Raw genomic sequence first — 23189 nt, forward strand, 5'->3', positions numbered from 1 at the left:
AACCTGCGCCGGCATACAGGGCGAACGCCAATTGAATCCTCGCGCGTTTTGGCTACCATCAACTTTAGAACAATCACTTGTCGTTGCCACGGCCATGCATACCCGCTCACGTTATCCTCGGCGCGTCACCGGATGCGTCGCTTCACACGTTTGCGCGGTGGCTGCGCCGCGCGTCTCTTCACTGCATGTGCGCGGTTCCGCCGGGGCTCATGCGCTAACGGCGGCTTTGGCCATCGTCGTGGCCGGCTGCACGTTCACGCCGCCGCAACGTCCCGTCGTCACCACGCCGGCCGCGGCGGTCAACAGTTTGACCCTCGACCAGTATCGCGAAGCCGTCGCGAAACGCATCGTCGAACGCAATCCTTCCTATGTGCTGCGCGGCACGCCGCAAGCGATGCTGCGCTCGCTGGTGGTCGTGTCGTTCACGGTCGACCGCAACGGGCATGTGGTGCAATCGTCGGTCTATCGCAGCAACGGCGACGACGAAGCGGAGAGCACCGCGCTCGCCACCTTGCGGCGCGCGGCGCCATTCCCGGAGCCGCCCGGCAAATTGCTGAACGGCCGCGGGCAACTCGAACTGTTCGAAGACTGGCTTTTCAACGACAACGGCAAGTTCCAGTTGCGCCAGCTCGCATCGCCGCAAGCGCTCACCATTGATTGAACACGCTGTCGGCATGGCAACGCGCGCACGGCAAGTCGCGCGCTGCCTTGCTGCGTGGCAGTCACGCTCGCTATAATTTTTCGATTCCCCGCGCCGGAGTCTTCCCGGCATTGGCTCACGCCGCCCGCTCATCCGCCGGCGCGGCGCAAGCCCGATTGCGGCGTTGCCGCGCCATCCGCGCGCCGCCTGCTTGATGACGCTTCCCGATGTACGCACGATGCACGACGCATGCGAAGCCTGATCGCGGCGATCCGTGCCGTGCATCGACCGGCCGCCTCACAGCCTGCACGCGTCGCGCACCTCGCCGGGTTATTTCCCTGGTATGGCCGCTTTCGTGGGCGAGTTTTGCCGGCTGCCGTTGTAAGCTGTTGCCGCATTGCCAGCGCCACGCGTGGCCGCACGTCGCCTTGAACAAACCGGCGCGCGACGCGCAAGCGCACGACCCGAAAAACCGCCGAGCGACCGCGCCAGCGTGCGACGAAGCGCGGCGCCCGACGGCATCACGACCCATGGAGACCCTGCATGTCCACTTCGCCGATTTCCGCGGCCCAGCCCGATGCAGCCGGGCAGAACAATAGCGCGCGAATCATCTTCGCGAGCTTCATCGGCACCGCGATCGAGTTCTACGATTTCTACGTCTACGCGACCGCCGCGGCGCTCGTCATCGGGCCGGTGTTTTTCCCGCACGGCTCGGCCACCGCGCAGGCACTGTCGGCCTTCGTCACGTTCGGCATCGCGTTCGTCGCGCGGCCGATCGGCTCGTTTCTGTTCGGCCACTTCGGCGACCGGATCGGCCGCAAGTCGACGCTGGTCGCCTCGCTGCTGGTGATGGGCGTGTCGACCACGCTGATCGGCTTCGTGCCCGGCTATGACTCGATCGGCAGCCTGGCGCCGATCCTGCTGTGCATCTTGCGCTTCGGCCAGGGCATCGGCCTCGGCGGCGAATGGGGCGGCGCGGCGTTGCTCGCCACCGAGAACGCGCCGGCCGGCAAGCGCGGCTGGTTCGGCATGTTTCCGCAACTGGGACCGTCGGTCGGCTTTCTCGCTTCCAACGGTCTGTTCTTCGCGCTGGCTTTGTCGCTCACCGACGAGCAGTTCCGCAGTTGGGGCTGGCGCGTGCCGTTCATCGTCAGCGCGGTGCTGGTCTTGCTCGGGCTGTACGTGCGTTTGAAAATCGCCGAGACGCCGGCCTTCCAGGCGGCGATCGAGCGCAAGGAGCGCGTGAAGGTGCCGATCGCCACGCTGCTCTCGCAGCACTGGCTGCCGACGCTGCTCGGCGCGCTCGCGATGGTGGTCTGCTACACGCTGTTCTACAACGCCACGACGTTTTCGCTGTCCTACGGCGTCTCCGTGCTGCATATTCCGCGGCAGACGTTCCTCGGGCTGCTGTGCATCGCCGTGGTGTTCATGGCGCTCGCCACGCCGCTGTCGGCCTGGGCGAGCGACCGCTATGGCCGCAAGCCGGTGCTGATGGTCGGCATCGTCGCGGCGATCCTGTCGGGCTTCACGATGGCGCCGCTGCTCGGCAGCGGACAGACGCAGCTCGTGCTGCTGTTCCTCGTGATCGAACTGTTCCTGATGGGCGTGACCTTCGCGCCGATGGGCGCGCTGCTGCCCGAGCTTTTCCCCACCAACGTGCGTTATACCGGCGCGGGCGTGTCGTACAACCTCGGCGGGATTCTCGGCGCATCGGTCGCGCCGTATATCGCGCAGATGCTGGCCGCGCGCGGCGGGCTGCCGTGGGTCGGCGCGTATGTGTCGATCGCGGCGGCGGTCAGCATGATCGGCGTGCTGTGCATGCGCGAGACGCGCGACACGCGGTTGATGTAACGACGAGCGCCAACGTGCTTCGCCGTCTTGCGCGTCTTCTTGACTTGCCTATACTCGTTTCCAAAGACCCTAAGGCAAGCAGGGAGGCTGGATGAATATTCATCTCCACAACGCGGATATCGTGATAATCATCGCGCTGGCGCTGCTATGCGCATTATTGCTGGCGTTGCGCTTTCGCCCGGCGACCTGGAAGGGCATCGTCGTCGAGGCGCTGGCGGCGAACGCGGCGGCCGTCACGGCCGTGCTCGCATTCGAAATGCTGCTGGCTTGACACGCTTCGGTGCTGCGGCGCCGCACGGGCTTCGCGCCGCATCTGAACCTCGGTTCAGATGCGCGCCAGCCATCTTTACGCCATACCCTTACCGATAGTAGTAACCGCCGTGATGGTAATAACCGCCACCGCCGTAGTAGTAGCCAGGCGCGGGGGCGACGATGCAGCCGCCGAGTGCCGTGGCGAGCAGCGTGCCGGCGATCAGGGTAAGGATGAGGCGTTTCATGTTGTTCTCCGTCGAGTCAGATTTCATTCGAGCTGAAATCCCGAATGACCCGATTGGACACGACGACGCCCCACGCGGGCGTTGCGATTTGTAAGCGAACATCACGAAGGTGTTACACGCTCCGAACACGTGACAGCGGCGGGGGAAGATGGCCGCCGCGCGCTCACCTCGTAGGGGAACACAGCCTATACTGATTTAAGGACGTTCCAGCGGCACGAACCCCGCCGGTGGCCGTTTCGCCGCCAGGAGTCAAGTCGGCAAGCGGCGGGTCAGCGCGTTCGCGCACCATGCGCGTGCGGACGACCCGGCAAAAGAAGTCCGCGCGGCTCATACCGCGCTCAACGAATAGCGACAGATTTAACAGGCGTGTAATGCACGGCGCCTGATCTGAACCGCCCGGCGCGATCGGCTGACTGACGGCCTATCAATGCCTTTGCGCCCGTAGTTCCCCGACGCGGGCGCTTTCTGGAGGCGTTACGCGGCAATGCCCATTCGGGCTGACTGCGCGTCGCGCCTCTATTTTTTGGCAAACGATTGCCGGACCCGGCGTTCAGGCGGTGGTCGAGCCGTGCTGTAAATCGGCGACACGCGGCTCGCCATGCACGTAGTCGATCGCCTCGAGCGCGGCGCTGATCGGCGGCACCGAATGGCCGTCGCCGATCGAGATCGAACGGAACGGCGACTCGATCCCGCAGTGCGCGGGCGACGTCGACACGAAAATCATCACCGTGCGCTTCTGCAGCGCGTGCGCAAGATGGACGAAGCCGGTGTCGGTGCCGACCACCAGCGCGCACGCGTCGATCATCTGGGCGATGCCGGTCACGCTCATTTTCGGCAAGACGGCCGAGCCGGGCACCTGCGAGGCGATTTGCTCCGCCTCGGCGCGCTCGCCTTCCGAACCCCACGGCAGCACCACGTGGAAGCCGCGCTGCGTCAATTCACGCCCGACCGCCGCCCAATGGGTCGACGGCCACTTCTTGTCGTCCTTGGAGGTGGCGTGAAAGAGCGCCGCGACCGGCGCGCTAATGGACTCGAACGGCGGCCGGGCCGGCTCGGGCAAGCGCAGGTTGTAAATGGGCGGGCCTTCGACCTCGTAGCCGAGCGCTTCACCCGTGCTGATGCGCATGCCGTGCCACGCATTGCATTTCGGACGCGGACCGAAGCGCCCCGTGTAAGCGAACGCCGCGCCGCGCTCGCCGAGGTCTTGCGACTGATAGCCGATCCGCCGCGACGAACGCGCCAGAAAGGCGATGATCGCGCTCTTGTATACGCCGTGAATGTCGATGATGAAATCGTAACGATAGGCGCGCAGTTCCGCGATCGACGCCGCGATCGCCCGGAAATCGCCCCACCGGCGCGCTTTCTTGAAGCGGCGCAACGGCGCGCAAAGCACGCGGTCGACACTCTGGCTCCATTGCACCACTTCGGCGAATGCTTCGTCGGCTGCCCAGTCAACCTGAACGCCGGGATATGCGCGTTTGATGTCGGCCACGACCGGCAACGCCTGCACGATATCGCCGAGTGAGGTGACCTTGACGATAAGGACTCGCTTCATTAATGACCTGTTGGTTGTTCGAACGTCGAGGCATTTTAGCCGACGATTGAAATGTTCCTTACCGAACGCCGCAGCGCGCCGGGCCTGGCATCACTACGGCGTATTACACGCGATGCCTTACAACCAGCCCTTTTACTCCATTTCTAAACGCTTTCACACCGTTTCGCCGATTCAGCGAGCGATATAATTTTCCCTTTTGCGCCAGCACACCGCCATGTCCAGGGCATTGCCTCCGCTTTCTTCCGCCATCGTCCGTCGCGCAAGACGTTTGTGGCGGCAATACGGCGTGTTCTGGCTCGGCGCGATCGCGGTCGGCCTCATCGCGGTGCTGTACGCGAGGCTGATCGATTGGGGCTACGGCGAATTTCGCGCGATGCAGCAACGGCACGTGTGGGCGCCGTTGCTCGTCACGCCGGCGGTCGCGGCGCTCGCCGTCTGGCTCACGCGCAAGTTCTTTCGCGGCGCCGAAGGCAGCGGCATTCCGCAAGTGATCGCCACGCTGCATGCGAAACCCGGCGAATACGGCGCGCGGCTGCTGTCGTTCAGGATTCTGTTCGGCAAGATCGCCGTGTCGTTTCTGGCGATTCTGGGCGGCTTCACGATCGGTCGCGAAGGGCCCACCGTGCAGGTGGGCGCGGCGCTGATGTTCAATCTGCGGCGGCTCTATCCGCGCTCGAACGCGCTGATCGAGCGGCAACTGGTGCTGGCCGGCGCGGCGGCGGGCTTGTCGGCGGCGTTCAATACGCCGTTGGCGGGCATCGTGTTCGCCATCGAGGAATTGACGCGCAGCTTCGAGGCGCGCGCGAGCGGCGTGTTGATCACCGCGATCATCATCGCCGGCGTGATCGCGCTCGGGCTGAACGGCAACTACACGTATTTCGGCACCATCCAGATCGGCGCGCACTTCCCCGATCTGCTCGCGCTCGCGGTGCTGCTCACGGCGATCGTCACCGGCATCGCGGGCGGCGTGTTCGGCTGGCTGCTGCTGAACACCGCGCGCTGGATTCCGGGGCCGCTGCGTCAATTGCATGGCGAGCGGCCGGTCGTGTTCGCGGCGCTGTGCGGTTTCGTGATCGCGGTGGTCGGCCTGATTTCAGGCGGCACGACCTTCGGCAGCGGCTATGCGGAAGCGCGCGGCTTGCTCGACGGACACGCGCAGTTGTCCGTGTTCTATCCGTTTCTGAAGATGATCTCGATGGTCGGCTCGTATCTGCCCGGCATTCCGGGCGGCATCTTCGCGCCTTCGCTATCGATCGGCGCGGGCTTCGGCAATCTGCTGCACATGGTGTTCGGCTCGATGCAATTGCCGATGCTGATCGCGCTCGCGATGGTCGGCTATCTGGCCGCGGTCACGCAGTCGCCGATCACGTCGTTCGTGATTGTCATGGAGATGATCGACGGTCACGCGCTCGTGATCTCGCTGATGGCCACTGCGCTGATTGCGAGCCGCGTAGCGCGCTTTTTCGCGCCGCCGCTGTATGAGTCGCTGGCGGAGCGTTATAGGGCGCCGCTGCCGCAGCCGGCGCCCGCCCCTGTGCCGGAGGTGCCCGAGGTCGAGGTGCCCGGACCCGTCGCCGAGGAAATCGCCGGCGACGCGTCCGCTAACGACGACGCCGGCGCCCCGCGTCAATAGACGACTACCGCAGGCGCGCGCAGATAAACCGGCCGCGCCGGCACCACCACGCAACCGGCGAGCACGACAGCCAGTGCGGCGAGCAGAAGCAGATTCTTCTTCATCCATGATTCCTCGGTGACCAGGCAGGCGGGCGCGGCGCGGGCCGCATGCCGAACACGCCGCGCCCGCCGTTCATGCGTTCATGTCAGGCCCAGTGGCCCTGTACCCAGCGATAGTGCGGTCCGTGCGCGATCCAGTGGCCCGGCACCCAGTGATAGCCGACGCGCTCGGCCTGCCAATGACCCGCGACCCACACATAGCGGCCGTGCTCCCAGCGCCAATGCCCGTGATCCCACACGTAGCCGACGCGCGGCGCGGGCACCGCTTCATAACGCACCGGCGGCGGCGCCGACGGCGCGATCACGACGACTTCAGCGGCCGACGCCGATGCCACGGCGGATGCGCCGGCAGCGATCAGCACGGCATTGGCGAGCAGCAAGCGAAAGGTTTTGTTCATGTTTTCCCTCTGTGGAAAGACGCCGCACGCGGCGTTACCCGTTTAATGCGCGAGGGGACGAACACGCTGACCGCGGACGTGTTACGGCGCGGCCTGAAGTGCTACGGATTATTTCGACGCGCCGAGCGCGCGTGACGAGGCCCATGCACGCGCGCATGAACATGAACCACGGAGGGAAGAGGAACGGCGAGGCGGGGAAACGCGAAAACGGCAAGCGCGGCGATAACCACGCGGCGAAGGCGGCGGACCCGGCGCAGCCGCAGCGCAGGCCCGCGCTTCGTCACGTCAAGTCACCACGACTCAACGAAGCGAAGCACGCGCCACCTTGAATAAGACCCCTCGCGAAACGAATCGCGACGGATCAGGCCTGCGGTATTTCGATCTTGACCTCGAGCACCTCGAGATCGTCCTGGCGCTCGAGGCTCACGCGAATATCGTCATGGGAAATCTTCACGTACTTCGAAATCACGGCCACCAGTTCGCGTTGCAACGCAGGCAGGTAATCGGCGGGCGCATGGCCGCCGGCGCGCTCGTGCGCGATGATCAACTGCAGGCGTTCCTTCGCTACCGACGCGGATTTCTTCTTCTCGCCCAGCAAAAACGAAAGAATCGACATTACGTGCGCTCCCCTTACTTGGTGCCGAAGAGGCGCTGCAGCAGCCCGGGCTTCTGGTAATCGGTAAAGCGAAGCGACTTCTGCTCGCCGAGGAAACGCGACACGACGTCTTTATAGGCTTCGGCCACATCGGTGCCGTCGAGGTGCACCGCCGGCAGACCCTGGTTCGACGCGTGCAGCACCGCTTCCGACTCGGGAATCACGCCGATCAGATCGATACGCAGAATTTCCTGGATGTCGGTCAGCGAGAGCATTTCGCCTTCGCTCACGCGCTTCGGGTTGTAGCGGGTAATCAGCAGGTGTTCCTTGATCGGCTCCTTGCTTTCGATCGCGCGCTTGGTCTTGGAGGACAGAATGCCGAGAATGCGGTCCGAGTCGCGCACCGACGAGACTTCGGGATTGGTCACGATCAGCGCTTCGTCGGCGAAATGCATCGCGAGCAGCGCGCCCGATTCGATGCCGGCCGGCGAATCGCAAACAATGTATTCGAAGTCCATCGCGATCAGATCGTTGATGACCTTCTCGACGCCTTCCATGGTCAGCGCGTCTTTGTCACGCGTTTGCGAGGCCGGCAGGATGAACAGGTTCTCGCACTTCTTGTCCTTGATCAGCGCCTGGTTCAGGTTGGCTTCGCCCTGGATCACGTTGATCAGGTCGTACACCACACGGCGCTCGCAGCCCATGATGAGGTCGAGGTTGCGCAGGCCGACGTCGAAGTCGATCACGGCGGTTTTGCTGCCGCGCAGTGCGAGGGCAGATGCAAAACTCGCGCTCGTGGTCGTCTTGCCCACGCCACCCTTGCCCGAAGTCACCACAATGATTTTTGCCATTACCCTTACCTTGTGTTCGTCAAATTCGTCAATTATGTGCGGCCATATTTGCCGTGAAGCGCCGCGTGCCGAAACCGTTCGGGACAGCCGCGCGCTTCACGCCGCTCAAGTGAGCCGCAGTGGTTCGATCATCAGTTTTTCGTCTTCGAGCCAGATCTGCACCGGCTTGCCGAGCACGTCGGCCGGCAGCGGGTTCTCGGTCGTTCGATAGATGCCCGCGATCGAGATCAGTTCCGGTTCGAGACACGTGCAGAAAATGCGCGCGTCGTGGTTGCCCTGCACGCCGGCCAAGGCCCGGCCGCGCAACGGCGCGTAAATATGGATGTTGCCTTCCGCGATCACTTCCGCGCCGTAGCTCACCAACCCGAGCACGACGAGGTCGCCCTTTGCATAGATGCGCTGGCCCGAGCGCAGCGGCTTGTCGACCACCATCGTTTGCGACGAAGTGGCGAGACGTACCGGCTCCGCGGCGGGCGCCGGGTCGGCTGCGGCTGCGGCTGCCGAGAACAGATCGTCCGCCGGCGTGGCGTTCGTGACGGCGGCATCCGGTGCCGCCGCGGATGCGTTGGCGCTTTCCTCGTCCGCGGACCTGGCGGCGGGGCCGCGGCGGTCGCGCGCTTCGAGCACCGGCAATGCCGATTCGGCCGCCCACGCCTGCTGCGCGTTGGCGACCACGCCGACCGGGCGCATGCGCACGCTGTCGAGCAGTTGCGCGATGTCGGCGAGCGGCACGCGTTCGTTCTCCGCGAGACGGCGCACGTCGATCGCGACGACATCGTTGGCAAAAAATTCGGGGGTCGCCTCGAAGCGCCGGGTCAATTCGGCACGCATGGCGTCGAGGTCGGTTGTCTTGACCACAAACAGGAGCGTGTCGACAGAGCCGCTGCGGAGTTCGAAAAAGGGCGATTTCTTGGGCGACATAGCGTTCGGCAAAAAATTTTGCGTATTTTACAGGCGTCCGCGCGTGCGGCCAGCTTTTTTGCCGGGAGAGCGACTGCCGCGAACACGCCGTTACCATGAGGACGGCCACGCGGTAGCCAAAGAGGCTGCGCTCGCACCGTCGAGCCGGCCGAAAACGCCGGACAGACGCAGTTGGGCACACGCGGAGGGGAATCGAGCGGCAGCTTGTTGCGCCGCTCGCGAGATCACTGCTGGGATGCCTGTGAGGTGGTGGGCACGTGCCGCACCAGCAGACTTTCGGCTTGCTCGGGCGCGCGCGCGACGCGCCGGTGTTCGCCGGTGGGACCGAAGCCGAGCGCCTCGTAGAAGCGCATTGCATTGCGGTTGGCGTCGGCGACCCACGCGTGGATTTCGGTGGCGCCCTGGTTGGCGAGCCAGGCGCTGGCCGTATCGACCAGCAACTCGCCGCCCCGCAGATGACGCACGGCCGGCGCCACCCACAACTCGCAGACGAACGCGCGGCGCGGCGTGGTGTCGTCGAAATGCGCTTCGATCAAGCCGGCGGGATGGCCTTCGGTGTAAAGAATGAAGGTGGTGATGCGCAATGAAACCGCGTGTTCCGCGGCGGTGGCGTCGAAACTCGCGGCGTCGGCCGACAACGCGTCTTCTAGCGTCGCGCCGAAGGCATAGGGCGCCTCGCGCAGCGATGCGGTACGGAGTTCGCGAAAAACGGCGCCTTGATCAGCGGCGATACGGCGAACGGTCAGTGACGGACTCATGCAGACGAAAACCCCTTAAAACCTTAAGGCGTAGCTTTAACCGAACCGGCGCGCGAGTCAAATCATTATTTACTGGCGCACAGATACGGCGCGACGCAAGGGCACGCGGCAAAGCACGCGCTGCGCGCAAACCGAGCAGCATTTCACGCGCCCGGCATAACTGCGTCATGCGATGCAGTGCACAAGCGCGGCTCAAGGTGCCGCGTAGCTGCCGGTGCCGTCCGGCCAGGGCGTCAGCAGCTCGTAGCCTTCGTCGGTCACGGCGATCATGTGCTCCCACTGCGCGGACAACGAGCGGTCCTTGGTGACCACTGTCCAGCCGTCGCGCAACACTGTCGTGCCGGCGCGGCCCGCGTTGATCATCGGTTCGATCGTGAAGACCATGCCGGGCTTCAGACGCACGCCCTGCCCCGGCTGACCGTAGTGCAGCACTTGCGGGTCTTCGTGGTAGACCTTGCCGATGCCGTGGCCGCAATAGTCGCGCACGATCGAAAAGCCATCGCGTTGCGCGACCTGCTGAATCGCATGACCGACGTCGCCGAGCGTTGCGCCCGGCCTAACTTCGCGGATGCCCGCGAGCATCGCTTCATAGGTCGTGTCGATCAACTGGCGCGCGACGGTGCTCGGCTGGCCGACGCAATACATGCGGCTGGTGTCGCCGAAATAGCCGTCCTTGATGATCGCGACGTCGATGTTGATGATGTCGCCGTCCTTGAGGATTTCGCTGCGATTCGGAATGCCGTGGCAGACCACCTGGTTGACGGAAGTGCAGACCGTCTTCGGAAAACCCAGATAGCCGACGTTGGCCGGAACCGATTTCTGCGTGTTGACGATGTAGTCGTTGCACAGCGCGTCGAGCTCGTCGGTGGAGACACCGGCCTTGACGTGTTCGCCGATCATCGCCAGTACGTCGGCCGCGAGGCGGCCGGAAATGCGCAGCTTCGCGATGTCATCGGGAGTCTTGTAGGAAATGGCCATGAGTTCGGTCGATGGGAGTCGGTGTTTGATGGGCGCGGCGCAGCCTTTCGATCGCGCAATTGTACAGAGGATCGTTGGCGGGGCCTGGCGAGCCGGGTCGGGTTTGGCGGTTCGGCGAGTTTTCAGCGGTGTTGATCGACGATCTGGATAGCCGACTGACCGCGACCATTGCCGGAGCGGAATTCATGCGGCACGGACACGGGTGCTGCGACGGTATGGATACCTTGCCGCCTTTGCCACTGACTAGCAGAAAGCTATCACTAGCATTGGCGATAACGCGCTGTGAGGCATCGGATTTTTGGTCCCATTGGACGGCGTCGCTCCAGTTTCGACGAAGCCATCACGGCTAGCTCGCTCTAGCTGGAACAACATTCTTTGGCGAGCGTTTTTCACAAACTGAGTGGCGTTACCACTTGCAACTGCCACCAACCATTACGCTCGTATTGGCCAGGAATGCGGTCTTCTGATTTTTCTTGTTGTTGGTGTAGACCATGGAGGACACGAGAAGCACCTTGCCATTTCGTCGGCATTCAACCAACCGCATCTCGTTGCGCGCACTGTTCGATTCGCTCGACGCCTTGCAGATGAATCCACCCCGAGTGCAGGTGCGAACGCGACTATGGGCGGACTATCACTGCCCCGCCTTGGTCTTCAGATCATGCGTTTGATAGATGGCGTTTGATAGATGAAATGTGAGCCAAAAAACAAGAACCCCGCGAGTCTTTCGACTTCGCGGGGTTCTTGATGAATTCTGGCGGAAAGGGTGAGATTCGAACTCACGGTACCCCTAAAGGTACACCGGATTTCGAGTCCGGCGCATTCGACCACTCTGCCACCTTTCCGGGTCTTCCAACTCGACAACAACGGGGCTGTTTCGTCAGATCCAAGCGGGTCGTTGCTTGGGAGAAAAAGATTATAAAACAGCCGAATCTGATTTCCAAGCCCCTCGCTTAAAAAATTTCAACGAGGCCACGCAACCCAACGCGACCACAGCCACGCGCCAGGCAGTGGATCAATCAGCCCGCCGTCGCTTCCAGCCGTTCGAGACCACCGAGGTAAGGCCGCAGCGCCGCCGGCACCGTTACCGAGCCATCGGCGTTCTGGAAGTTCTCCAGCACCGCGACGAGCGTGCGGCCCACGGCAAGACCCGATCCGTTCAGCGTATGAACCAGCTCCGGCTTGCCCTGCGCATTGCGATAGCGCGCCTGCATCCGGCGCGCCTGGAACGACTCGGTATTCGAGCAGCTGGAAATCTCGCGATACGTGTTTTGCGCGGGCACCCAAACCTCGAGGTCATAGGTCTTGGCCGCCGAGAAACCCATGTCGCCCGTACACAGCGTGATCACGCGGTACGGCAGTTCGAGCTTCTGCAGAATCGCCTCGGCATGACCGACCATCTGCTCCAGCGCGTCATACGACGCTTCCGGCGCGACGATCTGCACCATCTCGACCTTGTCGAACTGATGCTGACGGATCAGCCCGCGCGTGTCGCGGCCATACGAGCCCGCTTCCGAGCGGAAGCACGGCGAATGCGCGGTGAGCTTGATCGGCAGCGCGTCCGTTTCGACGATGCTGTCGCGCACGGTGTTGGTCAGCGAGATTTCCGACGTCGAGATCAGGTACTGCGTGACCGTGTTCTCGTCGCCGCCCTTCTCGACGCGGAACATGTCGTCGGCGAATTTCGGCAGTTGGCCGGTGCCGTACAGAATCTCCGGATTCACGATGTACGGCGTGTAAATCTCGGTGTAGCCGTGCTGCTGCGTATGCGTGTCGATCATGAACTGCGCGAGCGCGCGATGCAGCCGCGCGATCTGTCCGCGCAACAACGTGAAACGCGCACCGGAGAGCTTGGCGCCGGTCTCGAAGTCGAGCCCGAGCGGCGCGCCCACGTCGACGTGATCCTTCACGTCAAAATCGAACTGGCGCGGCGTGCCCCAGCGGCGCACTTCCACATTCCCGGTTTCGTCGTCGCCCACGGGTACGCTTTCGTGCGGCAGGTTCGGCACGCCGAGCAGCAGATCGGACAAGCGCTTCTGGATATCGTCGAGTCTCGCCGCCGAGGCCTTCATCTCGTCGCCGATTCCGCTCACTTCGGCCATCACCGCCGAAGTGTCCTCGCCCCGCCCTTTCATCGCGCCGATCTGTTTCGACAGGCTGTTGCGGCGCGCCTGCATCTCTTCGGTACGGGTTTGGGTGTCGCGGCGTTCCGCTTCGAGCGCGGTGAACGCCGCCACGTCGAGGGTATAGCCGCGGTCGGCGAGGCGCCTGGCAACGCCGTCGAGGTCTTTGCGCAGCAACTGGATGTCGAGCATGGGATGGGGCGGGTGTTCGTTGTATGAAGCTGGGATTTTAGCGCACCGGCGCGGGCGGCCGGTGCGTTAGATGGTCGAGGCGGGCCGAATGCCGACATGGCATGCGCCGCGGCGACACGGCAAGCGCCGCAACGAACCGATCCGGCTCAACCCTTCTTCGGCTTGTTCTCGCTGCGCCACTGCGCGTCGAGTTCCGCGAGACGCGCCATCTTGTCGGCGATCTTGCCTTCGAGACCGCGCGGCGTCGGCTCGTACCAATGCGGGTCGCGCATGTTGTCCGGCAGATAGGTCTCGCCGGCCGCATACGCGTCGGGTTCGTCGTGCGCGTAGCGGTATTCGTGGCCGTAGCCGAGTTCCTTCATCAGCTTGGTCGGCGCGTTGCGCAGATGCACGGGCACGCCGCGCGACTGGTCCTTGCCGACGAAACGGCGCGCTTCGTTGTACGCGTTGTACCCGGCGTTCGACTTCGGCGCGACCGCCAGATAGATGATCGCCTGCGCCAGCGCCAGCTCGCCCTCGGGCGTGCCGAGGCGTTCGTAGGTTTCGGCGGCGTCGAGCGCGATGCGGGCCGCGCGCGGGTCGGCGAGACCGATGTCCTCCCACGCCATGCGCACGATGCGCCGCGCGAGATAGCGCGGGTCCGCGCCGCCGTCGAGCATGCGGCAGAACCAGTACAGCGCGCCGTCGGGACTGCTGCCCCGCACCGATTTATGCAACGCGCTGATCTGGTCGTAGAACGCGTCGCCGCCCTTGTCGAAGCGGCGCAGATTCTCCGCGAGCGCGCTGCCGAGCAACGCGCCGTCGATTTCCGTGGTTTTCTGCTGCGAGGCCGCGCGCGCGACGATCTCCAGATTGTTCAGCAGCTTGCGGCCGTCGCCGTCGGCGGAACCGATCAACGCGTCGCGTGCTTCGTCGGTGAACGTGAGGCCGCCGAGTTCCTGCTGCGCGCGATCGAGCAGTTCGCGCTGCTCGTCGTCGTTCAGGCTCTTCAGCACGTAGACCGCGGCGCGCGAGAGCAACGCGCTATTCACCTCGAACGACGGATTCTCGGTCGTCGCGCCGACGAACACGAACAGCCCCGACTCGACGTGCGGCAAGAACGCGTCCTGCTGGCTCTTGTTGAAGCGATGCACTTCGTCGACGAACACCAGCGTCTGGTGCCCGTTCGCGCGATGGATCTGCGCGGTCTCGACGGCTTCGCGAATATCCTTCACGCCCGACAGCACCGCGGAGAGCGCGATGAACTCGGCGTGAAACGCGTCGGCCATCAGGCGCGCGAGCGTGGTCTTGCCGACGCCGGGCGGACCCCAGAGGATCATCGAGTGCGCCTCGCCGGATTCGAACGCGACCCGCAGCGGCTTGTTCGGGCCGAGCAGGTGCTTCTGGCCGATCACTTCGTCGATATTGCGGGGCCGCAGGCGTTCGGCGAGCGGCACATTGCTACGGGTTTCTTCAAACATGACGTTTTGGGGATAATCTCGGCTTTTGCGGACGCGGTCCGTATGAAGGCGGCGTGCTGCCGGATGAACAAAGCCGGCACGCGAAGGCGCGGGCCACGTCCTGCATTATGACAGTGGCCGGGGCCCGGCGACGAGCGGCCCGGCGTGGCGGAGCGATCCGCGCGGCGAAGCCGGAAACGCAACGCCGGCGTGACGGCGCCAATCAGCGCGCAACGCAGCAGACGCATGCGCGGCCAACATCGCACGCGAATCGACAGCCACACGCAGCGTCGCGGACAACATCGACAGGAACACTATCCAGATGGCACAAGACCCACTCGCCGGCGACGCCGGTTCCACCTACGCACCGCTCATGCCGGTGCCCGACGCCCGCCGCGCGTTTCGCACCGGCGACGCGTTCGCGCTGTGGTTCTCGCTCGGCATCGGCCTGCTGGTCGCGCAAGCGGGCGCGCTGCTCGTGCCGGGGCTGTCGCTGCCGCATGCGTTGCTCGCGATCGTGATCGGCAGCGCGATCGGCGTCGTGCTGCTGGCCCTGGCCGGCGTGATCGGCACGGACACCGGGCTCGCGGCGATGTCGTCGCTGCGGCCCACGCTCGGCGTGCGCGGCGCGTCGGTGCCGGCGGTGCTGAACGCGGTGCAACTGGTCGGCTGGGGCTCGTTCGAAGTGATCGTGATGCGCGATTCCGCCGACGCGCTCGCGAGGCAGTCGTTCGGCCTCTCGATGCCGCTGATCTGGACGGTGATCTTCGGCTTGCTCGCGACGCTGCTCGCGATCAGCGGCCCGCTCTCGTTCGTGCGGCGCTTTCTGCGCACCTGGGGCATCTGGCTGCTGCTGGCGGGCGCCGCGTGGCTCACGTGGAACCTGCTCGCCAAACACGATCTGGCCGCGCTGATGCGCCGCCCCGGCACCGGCGAGATGCCGTTCGGCGGCGCGATCGACCTCGTGGTGGCGATGCCGCTGTCGTGGCTGCCGCTGATCGCCGACTACACGCGCTTCGGCCGACGCCCTGGCGAAACCTTCCGCGGCACGCTGCTCGGCTACGGCATCGCGAACATCTGGTTCTACGCGCTCGGCGCGATCTACGGCCTCGCGGCGGGCGGCGGCGACACGCTGTTGACGAGCGCGCTGGCTCAAGCCGGCGGCGGCCTCGCGCTGCTGCTGATCCTGATCGACGAGGTCGACAACGCCTTCGCCGACATTCACTCCGCGGCGGTCTCGACCGGCACCTTCTGGACGCGCGGCAGCGTGCCGTTGCTGTCCGCGGCATTCGGTGCGCTCTGCACGCTGATCGCGTTGATGGTGCCGATGGCGAAGTATCAGAACTTCCTGCTGCTGATCGGCTCGGTGTTCGCGCCGCTGTTCGGCGTGGTGCTGGTGGATCACTTCATCGTGCGCAAGCGCCGCATCGAGGCCGCCGCACTCGCCGACGTGCGCGGCCGTTATGGCTTCTCCGGCGGCTGGCATCTGAGCGCGTTCATCGCGTGGGCGATCGGCATCGCCGCGTATCAGGCGATCAATCAATGGCTGCCGAATCTCGGCGCGACGCTGCCCGCGCTGGTGATCGGCGCGGTGTGTTATCTGGTGTTCGTGTCGACGCGCAAGACTGCGTACGCATGAGTTTCAACATCCGCGCGATGGATGGAAATGGCCCGCATTCGCGGGCCATTACGCCAATACAACTCAGGAGCGCATCAGCCTAACGCGTGGCCGCCCGATATTCGACGCCCGGCAACACGCACAGCAATTCGAACGCGAGATTCGCACCGAGCAACGCGGTCGTGCCGAACGGATCATACGGCGGCGCGACTTCAACCAGATCGCAGCCGACGATGTTCAGTCCGTGCGAGCCGCGAATGATTTCCAGCGCTTGCGGCACCGTCAAACCGGCGATTTCCGGCGTACCCGTACCCGGCGCAAACGCCGGATCGATCCCGTCGATGTCGAACGTGATGTACACCGGCGCGTCGCCCATCCTTTCGCGCACGCGCGCCATCAGCGGCGCGAGCGACTGGTTCCAGCACGCCTCGGCCTGCACGACCTCGAAGCCCTGATCGCGGCACCAATCGAAATCGTCGGCCGCGTAACCCGTACCGCGCAAACCGATCTGCACGACGCGCTCGCAATCGAGCAAACCCTCTTCCACCGCGCGGCGAAACGGCGTGCCGTGCGCGATCTTCTCGCCCATCATCGTGTCGTTGACGTCGGCGTGCGCGTCGACGTGAATCAGCCCGACCTTGCCGTGCTTGCGATGAATCGCGCGCAGGATCGGCAGCGCGATGGTGTGGTCGCCGCCCAGCGTGATCGGCTTGCAATCGTGCTGGAGGATTTCGTCGTAGGCGGTTTCAATGCGCGCGATCGAATCGTGCAGGTTGTACGGGTTGATCGCGACGTCGCCGAGATCGGCCACCCGCAGCGAATCGAACGGCGCGGCGCGCGTGGCCATGTTGTACGGGCGCAGCAGCACCGATTCACTGCGGATCTGGCGCGGCCCGAAGCGCGCGCCGGTGCGGTTCGACGTGCCGAGATCGAACGGCACGCCGACGAAGCAGGCGTCGAAACCCGCGGCCGAGCCGACGTTCGGCAACCGCATCATCGTCGCAATGCCGCCGCAGCGGGGCATCGCGTTACCGGACAGCGGTTGCGGCCGTTCGCCGGCTTCGGGGGAAATGAAGGAAGAGGGTTTCATCGTGGCTCGGCAATGAAAAGGCGCACAGGCGAATGCGTGCGGACCGGCGCAAGGGTAAGCACTTGGCCGGATGAGCCTTGATTCTTGAGCAGTTTCCCGGAACGTCAAATGTGAACAGAATAAAGTTCACATCGATTCCGAGCGATGTATCCTCAAGCATGTTTTCTCAACTCACCGATCTCGATCTGCGGCTGATCCGTGTGTTTCTCGCCATCGTCGACGCCGGCGGCGTCTCGCCGGCGCAGGCCACGCTCAATATCGGCCAGTCGACCATCAGCACGCAGCTTGCGACGCTGGAAACGCGCCTCGGCTATCGCCTCTGCGCGCGCGGCCGCGGCGGCTTCAGCCTGACGGCGCGCGGCGAGCAGTTCGTCGACGCCGCTCGCGCTCTGCTGTCGGCCGTCGATACCTTCGGCATGCAGGTCCGCAACGTCGGCCGCAAGCTGGTGGGCACGCTCGATATCGGCATGATCGGCCACACGCCGGTATCGGCGAGCGCGCGCATCAGCGACGCGATCGGGCGGTTCCGCGCGCGCGATCAGTCGGTGCGTTTTTCGATTCTGGTGCGCTCGCCGGGCGAGCTGGAAGAGTTGCTGCTCAATGGCCGGATTCAGATCGGCATCGGCTATTTCTGGCATCGCGTGCCGTCGCTCGACTACACCGAAGTGTTCGCGGAAGATCAGTTCGCCTATTGCGCGAAAGGGCATCCGCTGTTCGCTTCAGCCGGCGAAGTGTCGCCCGATGAAGCCGCGGCACATGAATGGGCGTGGCGCAGTTATCCGCTGCCCGAAGCGGAGAACTCGACCACGCCGCCCAACGTGACCGCCGTCGCGGACAACATGGAAGCGGTCGCGATGCTCGTGCTGTCCGGGCATCATCTCGGCTATTTACCGGGGCATTTCGCGGCGCCGTTCGTCGAGCAAGGACTGCTCGCCGCGTTGAACCCGGCGCGGATGCGCTACCGCGTCGTGTTCCATATGGTCACGCGGGCGCGGCAGCACCGAACGGAGATCGTCGAGGCGTTCATCGACGATATGAAAGCCGCGCATGCGGCCGAACTTCCGAAAGCGAACGAGTAGCGCGTTCGCTTAACCGTTGATCACATCCGCGCCCTTCGGCACCGTGAACTTGAACGCATCGGCCGGCAACGGCGGGTTCTTCTGAATGTTCGAGAACGTCAGCAGCGTCACGTTGCCGAACACGTCGTGCAATTCCATCGCTTCGAGATTGCCGTCCTTGAAGCCGATGCCCACGCGCTGAAACTGCGTGTCTTTCGCCTTCGGCGTCAATTCGAGCCAGTCGATGCCGGCCTTCATGCCCGCATCGTGCAGCGTGAAGTTCTTCTCCAGATCGTTGCTGCCGAACAGGATCGCCGCCGGGCTCGCGCCGAGCGCGCCGCCGAGGCTGCGCACCGTGACCTGATTCAGATCCTTGTCGTACACGTAGAGCTTGTCGCCGTCCGCTTGCAGCAGTTGCGCATAAGGCTTCTCGTATTGCCAGATGAATTTGCCCGGCCGCGCGAACGTGAAGGTGCCGCTCGACGTGCCGCGCTTGCCGCTACCCGCGGTGGACAGCACGCCGCTTGCGGCGCTGGCGCCTTGCGCCTTGCCTGGCGCCCGCACTTCCTGCTGCACGAACGTGCCGCGCGCCGAGTGGACTTGCGCGACGAATGCCTTCAGTTGCTCGGTGCCGCCAGCGAATGCCTGCGACGCGACCAGCATCGACGCGCCGATCGCCACGCTGCCGATGCGACGCGCGATGGTCCCCGCAAGCTGGCCGAAGCGGCTGGATTCAGCACGCTGTCGAGCGTGCCGCTGCGTGAATAGCTGCATGTTGTGTTCTCCCTTGATTGAATTCGTTGAGCGGTCGCGGCGGCCGGCGAATAAACCAGCGGCTGCGGGACCGCGGCGGCTGTGCGTGCCGCGAGGTCGAGAGCGCCGCCCGCGACCTTGCCGTATCAGCTTAGTCGCCGAGGCTTAAACGGGGCTTATTGGGGCCATGCGGCGCGATGCTGCGGTGGATGGGACACACCGGTCATGCGCGCATGCGCAACTTGCGCCGCCATCCAGGCGGACCAGGCCACGCACCCTACTCCGCTTCGCGCGCCGGCGCGAGAATCTCGCGATTGCCGTTCGACGACATCGCCGACACCACGCCCGAGTTCTCCATCTGCTCGAGCAAACGGGCCGCGCGGTTGTAGCCGATGCGCAAATGCCGCTGCACCAGCGAGATCGAAGCGCGGCGGTTCTTCAGCACCACGTCGACCGCCTGATCGTATAAGGGATCCGACTCGCCGTCGCCGGACCCGGCTCCGCCTGCGCCCGCCGATCCTTCGTCGCCTTCGCCCGTCACGCCGCCTTCGAGAATGCCCTCGATGTAGTTCGGCTCGCCCTGTTCCTTGAGCTTGTCCACCACGCGGTGCACTTCCTCGTCCGACACGAACGCGCCGTGCACCCGCACCGGCAGGCCGCTGCCCGGCGGCAGATACAGCATGTCGCCCATGCCGAGCAGCGATTCCGCGCCCTGCTGGTCGAGAATCGTGCGCGAGTCGATTTTCGACGACACCTGGAACGCCATCCGCGTCGGCACATTGGCCTTGATCAGCCCGGTAATCACGTCGACCGACGGACGCTGCGTGGCCAGAATCAGATGGATGCCGGCCGCGCGCGCCTTCTGCGCGATTCGCGCGATCAATTCCTCGACCTTCTTGCCGACCACCATCATCAGGTCGGCCAGTTCGTCGATCACGACGACGATGTGCGGCAGGCGCGTGAGCGGTTCCGGCTCGTCCGGTGTGAGGCTGAACGGATTCGGCAACTTTTCGTCGCGCTTGGCCGCTTCGTCGATCTTGTTGTTGTAGCCGGCGAGATTGCGCACGCCGAGCTTGCTCATCAGCTTGTAGCGGCGCTCCATTTCGGCGACCGCCCAGTTCAGCGCGTGACCGGCCTGGCGCATGTCGGTCACCACCGGACACAGCAGATGCGGAATGCCTTCGTAGACGCTCATTTCGAGCATCTTCGGGTCGATCAGGATCATGCGGACCTGGTCGGCGCTCGCCTTGTAGAGCAGCGAGAGGATCATCGCGTTGATACCCACCGACTTGCCCGAGCCGGTCGTACCGGCCACCAGCAAGTGCGGCATTTTCGCGAGGTCGGCGCACACCGGCTTGCCGCCGATGTCCTTGCCGAGGCCCATGGTGAGCGGCGAGGCGGCGTCCGCGTAGACCGCCGAGCCGAGAATCTCGGAGAGGCTCACGGTTTGCCGGCGCTGATTCGGCAACTCCAGCGCCATGTAATTCTTGCCCGGAATGGTTTCGACCACGCGGATCGACACGAGCGACAGCGACCGCGCGAGGTCCTTGGCCAGATTGACGATCTGGCTGCCCTTCACGCCGGTGGCCGGCTCGATTTCATAACGCGTGACGACCGGACCGGGATAGGCGGCCACCACGCTCACTTCGACGCCGAAGTCCTTGAGCTTTTTCTCGATCAGACGCGATGTGAATTCCAGCGTATCCGCCGAGATGCTTTCCTGCGCGACGGGCGCGGGATCGAGCAGCGAGATCGGCGGCAACGTGGAGTCGCCGGGCAGATCGGTGAAGAGCGGCACTTGCCGTTCTTTCTCGACGCGCTCGGATTTGGCCGGCGAAACGACCGGCGGCACGATCATGACCGGTTCGTGCTCCTCGATCCGCACGCGGCCCTTCTCGACCTTGCCTTCGCGCTTGACGGCGGCCGCCTCGCCCAGCTTGCGGTCGCGGCCGGCCTCGCGGCGCAGCTTGGCGAACGTCACCGCGGAGATGATCGATTCGCCGACCTTCTCCGACACCGACAGCCACGAAAAACGGAAATAAAGCGACAAGCCGATGCCGAGCACGATCAACAGCGCCAGCGTGCCGCCCGTGAAGCCGAGCGCATGCGACACGCCGCGCGCGACCGCCTCGCCGATCACGCCGCCCGGCGCGCGCGGCAACTGCACTTTCAGCGACCACATGCGCAGCGCCTCGATGCCGTCGCAGGCCAGCAGCACGAGCATGAACGCGAACGCGTCCGCGAGCCAGCTGGCGTCGCGCGGCGCGTCTTCGTCAAGATCCTCGTGACGGGTGATGCGCTTGTAGTTGGCGGAGATATGACGGCCGAGCAGCACGATCCACCAGTAGGCGGACAGGCCGAACAGCAGCAGCAGGATGTCGGACGTCCACGCACCGACGCGGCCCGCCCAGTTGGCGATGTGGTCGACTTGCGCCGCGTGCGTCCAGCTCGGGTCGCGCCTGCTGTAACTGACGAGCGCCATGAGCAGGAACACGCCGAGCGCCACCTGCAGGATCCAGCGGATTTCGGTGAAAAGGCGCGACATGCGGTGCGGCAATGCCTGCGCGCTCGCGGAATAGGGAGCTTTTGCCATTGATCCTGTTGCGTGTGTGGCCCGAGTGTTGCCGCTTTCCGGCGTGGCGCCCGGCTTGGTGCCTGGCTGATCGCCCGGCTCGTTTCCCCGCCTGAGTCGAGGCCGAAGCCTCGCCCGGCGCGGCTTCGGGCCCGATCCCGGCGACCGGGAAGTTCGATCCGGCCTATTGTAAACGCAGTGTCGGACGCGAGGCTGTAAATGACGGTAACTTGGCCGATTGGCCACGCAAAAGCGCGCCGCCCCCGCGGGCGACGCTATCGCCGCGATCAGAAAGCTTCATGAAGCAGGCCGGCGCCCCGCCCTTTATAATGCCGCACTGACACCCATCTACAGTTTCAGCCCAAGTCGCGCGGCCTCGCATGGGCGAGCCGGGCGCCGTATAAGGATTTCGATCATGCCCGCTACTTCCACGAAACACGCCAAGGTTCTGATTCTCGGTTCCGGCCCCGCCGGCTATACGGCGGCGGTCTACGCGGCGCGCGCCAATCTCGCGCCGGTGCTCGTCACGGGTCTCGCCCAAGGCGGCCAGCTGATGACCACGACCGACGTCGAAAACTGGCCTGCCGACGCCAACGGCGTGCAAGGCCCGGAACTGATGACGCGCTTTCTGGAGCATGCCGAGCGCTTCAACACCGAAATCATTTTCGACCACATCCACACGGCAAAACTGGATGAAAAACCGATCCGCCTGATCGGCGATTCGGGCGAATACACGTGCGACTCGCTGATCATCTCGACCGGCGCATCGGCGCAATACCTCGGTCTGCCGTCCGAGGAGGCATTCATGGGCAAGGGCGTGTCGGCCTGCGCCACCTGCGACGGCTTCTTCTACAAGCAACAACACGTGGCCGTGGTCGGCGGCGGCAATACCGCGGTCGAGGAAGCGCTGTACCTGTCGGGCATCGCGAAGAAGGTGACCGTGATCCATCGCCGCGACAAGTTCCGCGCCGAGCCGATCCTGATCGACCGGCTGCTCGCGAAGGAAAAGGAAGGCGTCGTCGAGATCAAGTGGAACCATACGCTCGATGAAGTCACCGGCGATCAATCGGGCGTGACCGGCGTGCGCATCAAGCACACGCAAAGCGGCGAAACCACCGATATCGCTTTGCAGGGTCTGTTCGTCGCGATCGGCCACAAGCCGAACACGGATATCTTCGAAGGCCAGTTGGAGATGAAGAACGGCTACATCATCACCAAGGGCGGCCTGAACGGTTTTGCCACCGCCACCAGCGTGCCGGGCGTGTTCGCGGCGGGCGACGTGCAGGACCACGTGTACCGTCAGGCGATCACCAGCGCGGGCACGGGCTGCATGGCCGCGCTCGATGCGCAACGCTATCTGGAGAGCATCGAGGAAATCGGCGAGCACGTAATGAGCGCGGAAGCCGAGCGTTGATCCAGGACGGCAAGCCGCACCGCCGTCAACAACGCTGCTTCGTATTAGGCGCAACGGTAAAATAGCGGCTGGGCGTGAGCCCGGCCGCCTGCATGAGCAAAGGCCGCGGCTGAGAAGCCGGCGGCCTTTTTTGCGCCCCGCGATCGACTTACTTT

General features: G+C 64.6%; 20 protein-coding genes and 1 tRNA gene. 7 read left to right on the forward strand and 14 right to left on the reverse strand.

The window, feature by feature from the left end; all coding sequences use genetic code 11:
* Positions 1-94 precede the first annotated feature (94 nt).
* The 3 genes from BUE39_RS21645 (at position 95) to BUE39_RS21655 (ending at position 2762) form a co-directional block, all read left to right on the forward strand.
* Positions 95-661 carry an energy transducer TonB family protein gene (locus BUE39_RS21645; protein WP_084561463.1) on the forward strand — a complete coding sequence of 189 codons (567 nt, stop codon included), beginning with the start codon at positions 95-97 and terminating at the stop codon, positions 659-661.
* Positions 662-1183: 522 nt separating this feature from the next.
* On the forward strand, positions 1184-2491 hold the full coding sequence (locus BUE39_RS21650) for an MFS transporter (RefSeq protein ID WP_073430771.1): 1308 nt from the start codon (positions 1184-1186) through the stop codon (positions 2489-2491).
* A gap of 91 nt (positions 2492-2582) precedes the next feature.
* Complete coding sequence (locus BUE39_RS21655; protein ID WP_073430772.1) at positions 2583-2762, forward strand: hypothetical protein; 180 nt, start codon at positions 2583-2585, stop codon at positions 2760-2762.
* Positions 2763-2850: 88 nt separating this feature from the next.
* Here BUE39_RS21655 and BUE39_RS35205 read toward each other — a convergent pair whose 3' ends face one another.
* Positions 2851-2988, reverse strand: coding sequence for a hypothetical protein (locus BUE39_RS35205; RefSeq protein WP_167363299.1), 138 nt, complete (start codon positions 2986-2988; stop codon positions 2851-2853).
* 550 nt (positions 2989-3538) lie between these two features.
* A complete protein-coding gene (waaC, locus tag BUE39_RS21660) occupies positions 3539-4543 on the reverse strand; it encodes a lipopolysaccharide heptosyltransferase I (protein ID WP_073430773.1) in 1005 nt (334 codons plus the stop codon).
* Between the two features lie 214 nt (positions 4544-4757).
* Here waaC and BUE39_RS21665 point away from each other — a divergent pair, with 214 nt between their 5' ends.
* Positions 4758-6176: a chloride channel protein gene (locus BUE39_RS21665; protein ID WP_073430774.1), complete on the forward strand. Its 1419-nt coding sequence runs from the start codon at positions 4758-4760 to the stop codon at positions 6174-6176.
* A gap of 187 nt (positions 6177-6363) precedes the next feature.
* Here BUE39_RS21665 and BUE39_RS21670 read toward each other — a convergent pair whose 3' ends face one another.
* The 9 genes from BUE39_RS21670 to BUE39_RS21715 all read right to left on the reverse strand — a co-directional run bounded on the left by BUE39_RS21670 (position 6364) and on the right by BUE39_RS21715 (position 14550).
* Positions 6364-6675, reverse strand: coding sequence for a YXWGXW repeat-containing protein (locus BUE39_RS21670; protein WP_073430775.1), 312 nt, complete (start codon positions 6673-6675; stop codon positions 6364-6366).
* Positions 6676-7036: 361 nt separating this feature from the next.
* A complete protein-coding gene (gene minE, locus BUE39_RS21680) occupies positions 7037-7291 on the reverse strand; it encodes a cell division topological specificity factor MinE (RefSeq protein WP_012432104.1) in 255 nt (84 codons plus the stop codon).
* 14 nt (positions 7292-7305) lie between these two features.
* Positions 7306-8121: a septum site-determining protein MinD gene (gene minD, locus BUE39_RS21685; RefSeq protein ID WP_027799748.1), complete on the reverse strand. Its 816-nt coding sequence runs from the start codon at positions 8119-8121 to the stop codon at positions 7306-7308.
* 105 nt (positions 8122-8226) lie between these two features.
* Positions 8227-9042 carry a septum site-determining protein MinC gene (gene minC / locus BUE39_RS21690; protein WP_073430777.1) on the reverse strand — a complete coding sequence of 272 codons (816 nt, stop codon included), beginning with the start codon at positions 9040-9042 and terminating at the stop codon, positions 8227-8229.
* A 224-nt stretch (positions 9043-9266) separates the two neighbouring features.
* On the reverse strand, positions 9267-9800 hold the full coding sequence (locus BUE39_RS21695; protein ID WP_073430778.1) for a GNAT family N-acetyltransferase: 534 nt from the start codon (positions 9798-9800) through the stop codon (positions 9267-9269).
* A gap of 192 nt (positions 9801-9992) precedes the next feature.
* Positions 9993-10778 (reverse strand): type I methionyl aminopeptidase, encoded by a 786-nt coding sequence (gene map, locus BUE39_RS21700; RefSeq protein WP_073430779.1) that lies wholly within the window; start codon positions 10776-10778, stop codon positions 9993-9995.
* 752 nt (positions 10779-11530) lie between these two features.
* Positions 11531-11620 (reverse strand) — tRNA-Ser (locus BUE39_RS21705).
* 174 nt (positions 11621-11794) lie between these two features.
* Positions 11795-13090, reverse strand: a complete 1296-nt coding sequence (serS, locus tag BUE39_RS21710) for a serine--tRNA ligase (protein ID WP_073430780.1) — start codon at positions 13088-13090, stop codon at positions 11795-11797.
* 146 nt (positions 13091-13236) lie between these two features.
* Positions 13237-14550, reverse strand: a complete 1314-nt coding sequence (locus BUE39_RS21715; RefSeq protein ID WP_073430781.1) for a replication-associated recombination protein A — start codon at positions 14548-14550, stop codon at positions 13237-13239.
* 301 nt (positions 14551-14851) lie between these two features.
* Between BUE39_RS21715 and cytX the strand changes: the two genes are divergently transcribed.
* On the forward strand, positions 14852-16168 hold the full coding sequence (gene cytX / locus BUE39_RS21720; protein WP_073430782.1) for a putative hydroxymethylpyrimidine transporter CytX: 1317 nt from the start codon (positions 14852-14854) through the stop codon (positions 16166-16168).
* A 79-nt stretch (positions 16169-16247) separates the two neighbouring features.
* On the opposite strand, the gene speB is transcribed toward cytX, so the two are convergent.
* Positions 16248-17237, reverse strand: a complete 990-nt coding sequence (gene speB, locus BUE39_RS21725; RefSeq protein ID WP_073430783.1) for an agmatinase — start codon at positions 17235-17237, stop codon at positions 16248-16250.
* 158 nt (positions 17238-17395) lie between these two features.
* Here speB and BUE39_RS21730 point away from each other — a divergent pair, with 158 nt between their 5' ends.
* Entirely contained in the window at positions 17396-18316 is a 921-nt protein-coding gene (locus BUE39_RS21730) for a LysR family transcriptional regulator (RefSeq protein WP_073430784.1), read from the forward strand.
* Between the two features lie 9 nt (positions 18317-18325).
* Here BUE39_RS21730 and lolA read toward each other — a convergent pair whose 3' ends face one another.
* On the reverse strand, positions 18326-19069 hold the full coding sequence (lolA, locus tag BUE39_RS21735; RefSeq protein WP_073430785.1) for an outer membrane lipoprotein chaperone LolA: 744 nt from the start codon (positions 19067-19069) through the stop codon (positions 18326-18328).
* Between the two features lie 256 nt (positions 19070-19325).
* The gene (locus tag BUE39_RS21740) at positions 19326-21641 is read right to left on the reverse strand and encodes a DNA translocase FtsK (RefSeq protein ID WP_073430786.1); all 2316 of its coding nucleotides are present in this window, start codon (positions 21639-21641) and stop codon (positions 19326-19328) included.
* Positions 21642-22035: 394 nt separating this feature from the next.
* Between BUE39_RS21740 and trxB the strand changes: the two genes are divergently transcribed.
* Positions 22036-23034, forward strand: coding sequence for a thioredoxin-disulfide reductase (gene trxB / locus BUE39_RS21745; protein ID WP_073430787.1), 999 nt, complete (start codon positions 22036-22038; stop codon positions 23032-23034).
* The last annotated feature ends 155 nt before the right edge of the window (positions 23035-23189 follow it).

Source organism: Paraburkholderia terricola, assembly GCF_900142195.1.
GTDB classification, from domain to species: Bacteria; Pseudomonadota; Gammaproteobacteria; order Burkholderiales; family Burkholderiaceae; genus Paraburkholderia; species Paraburkholderia terricola.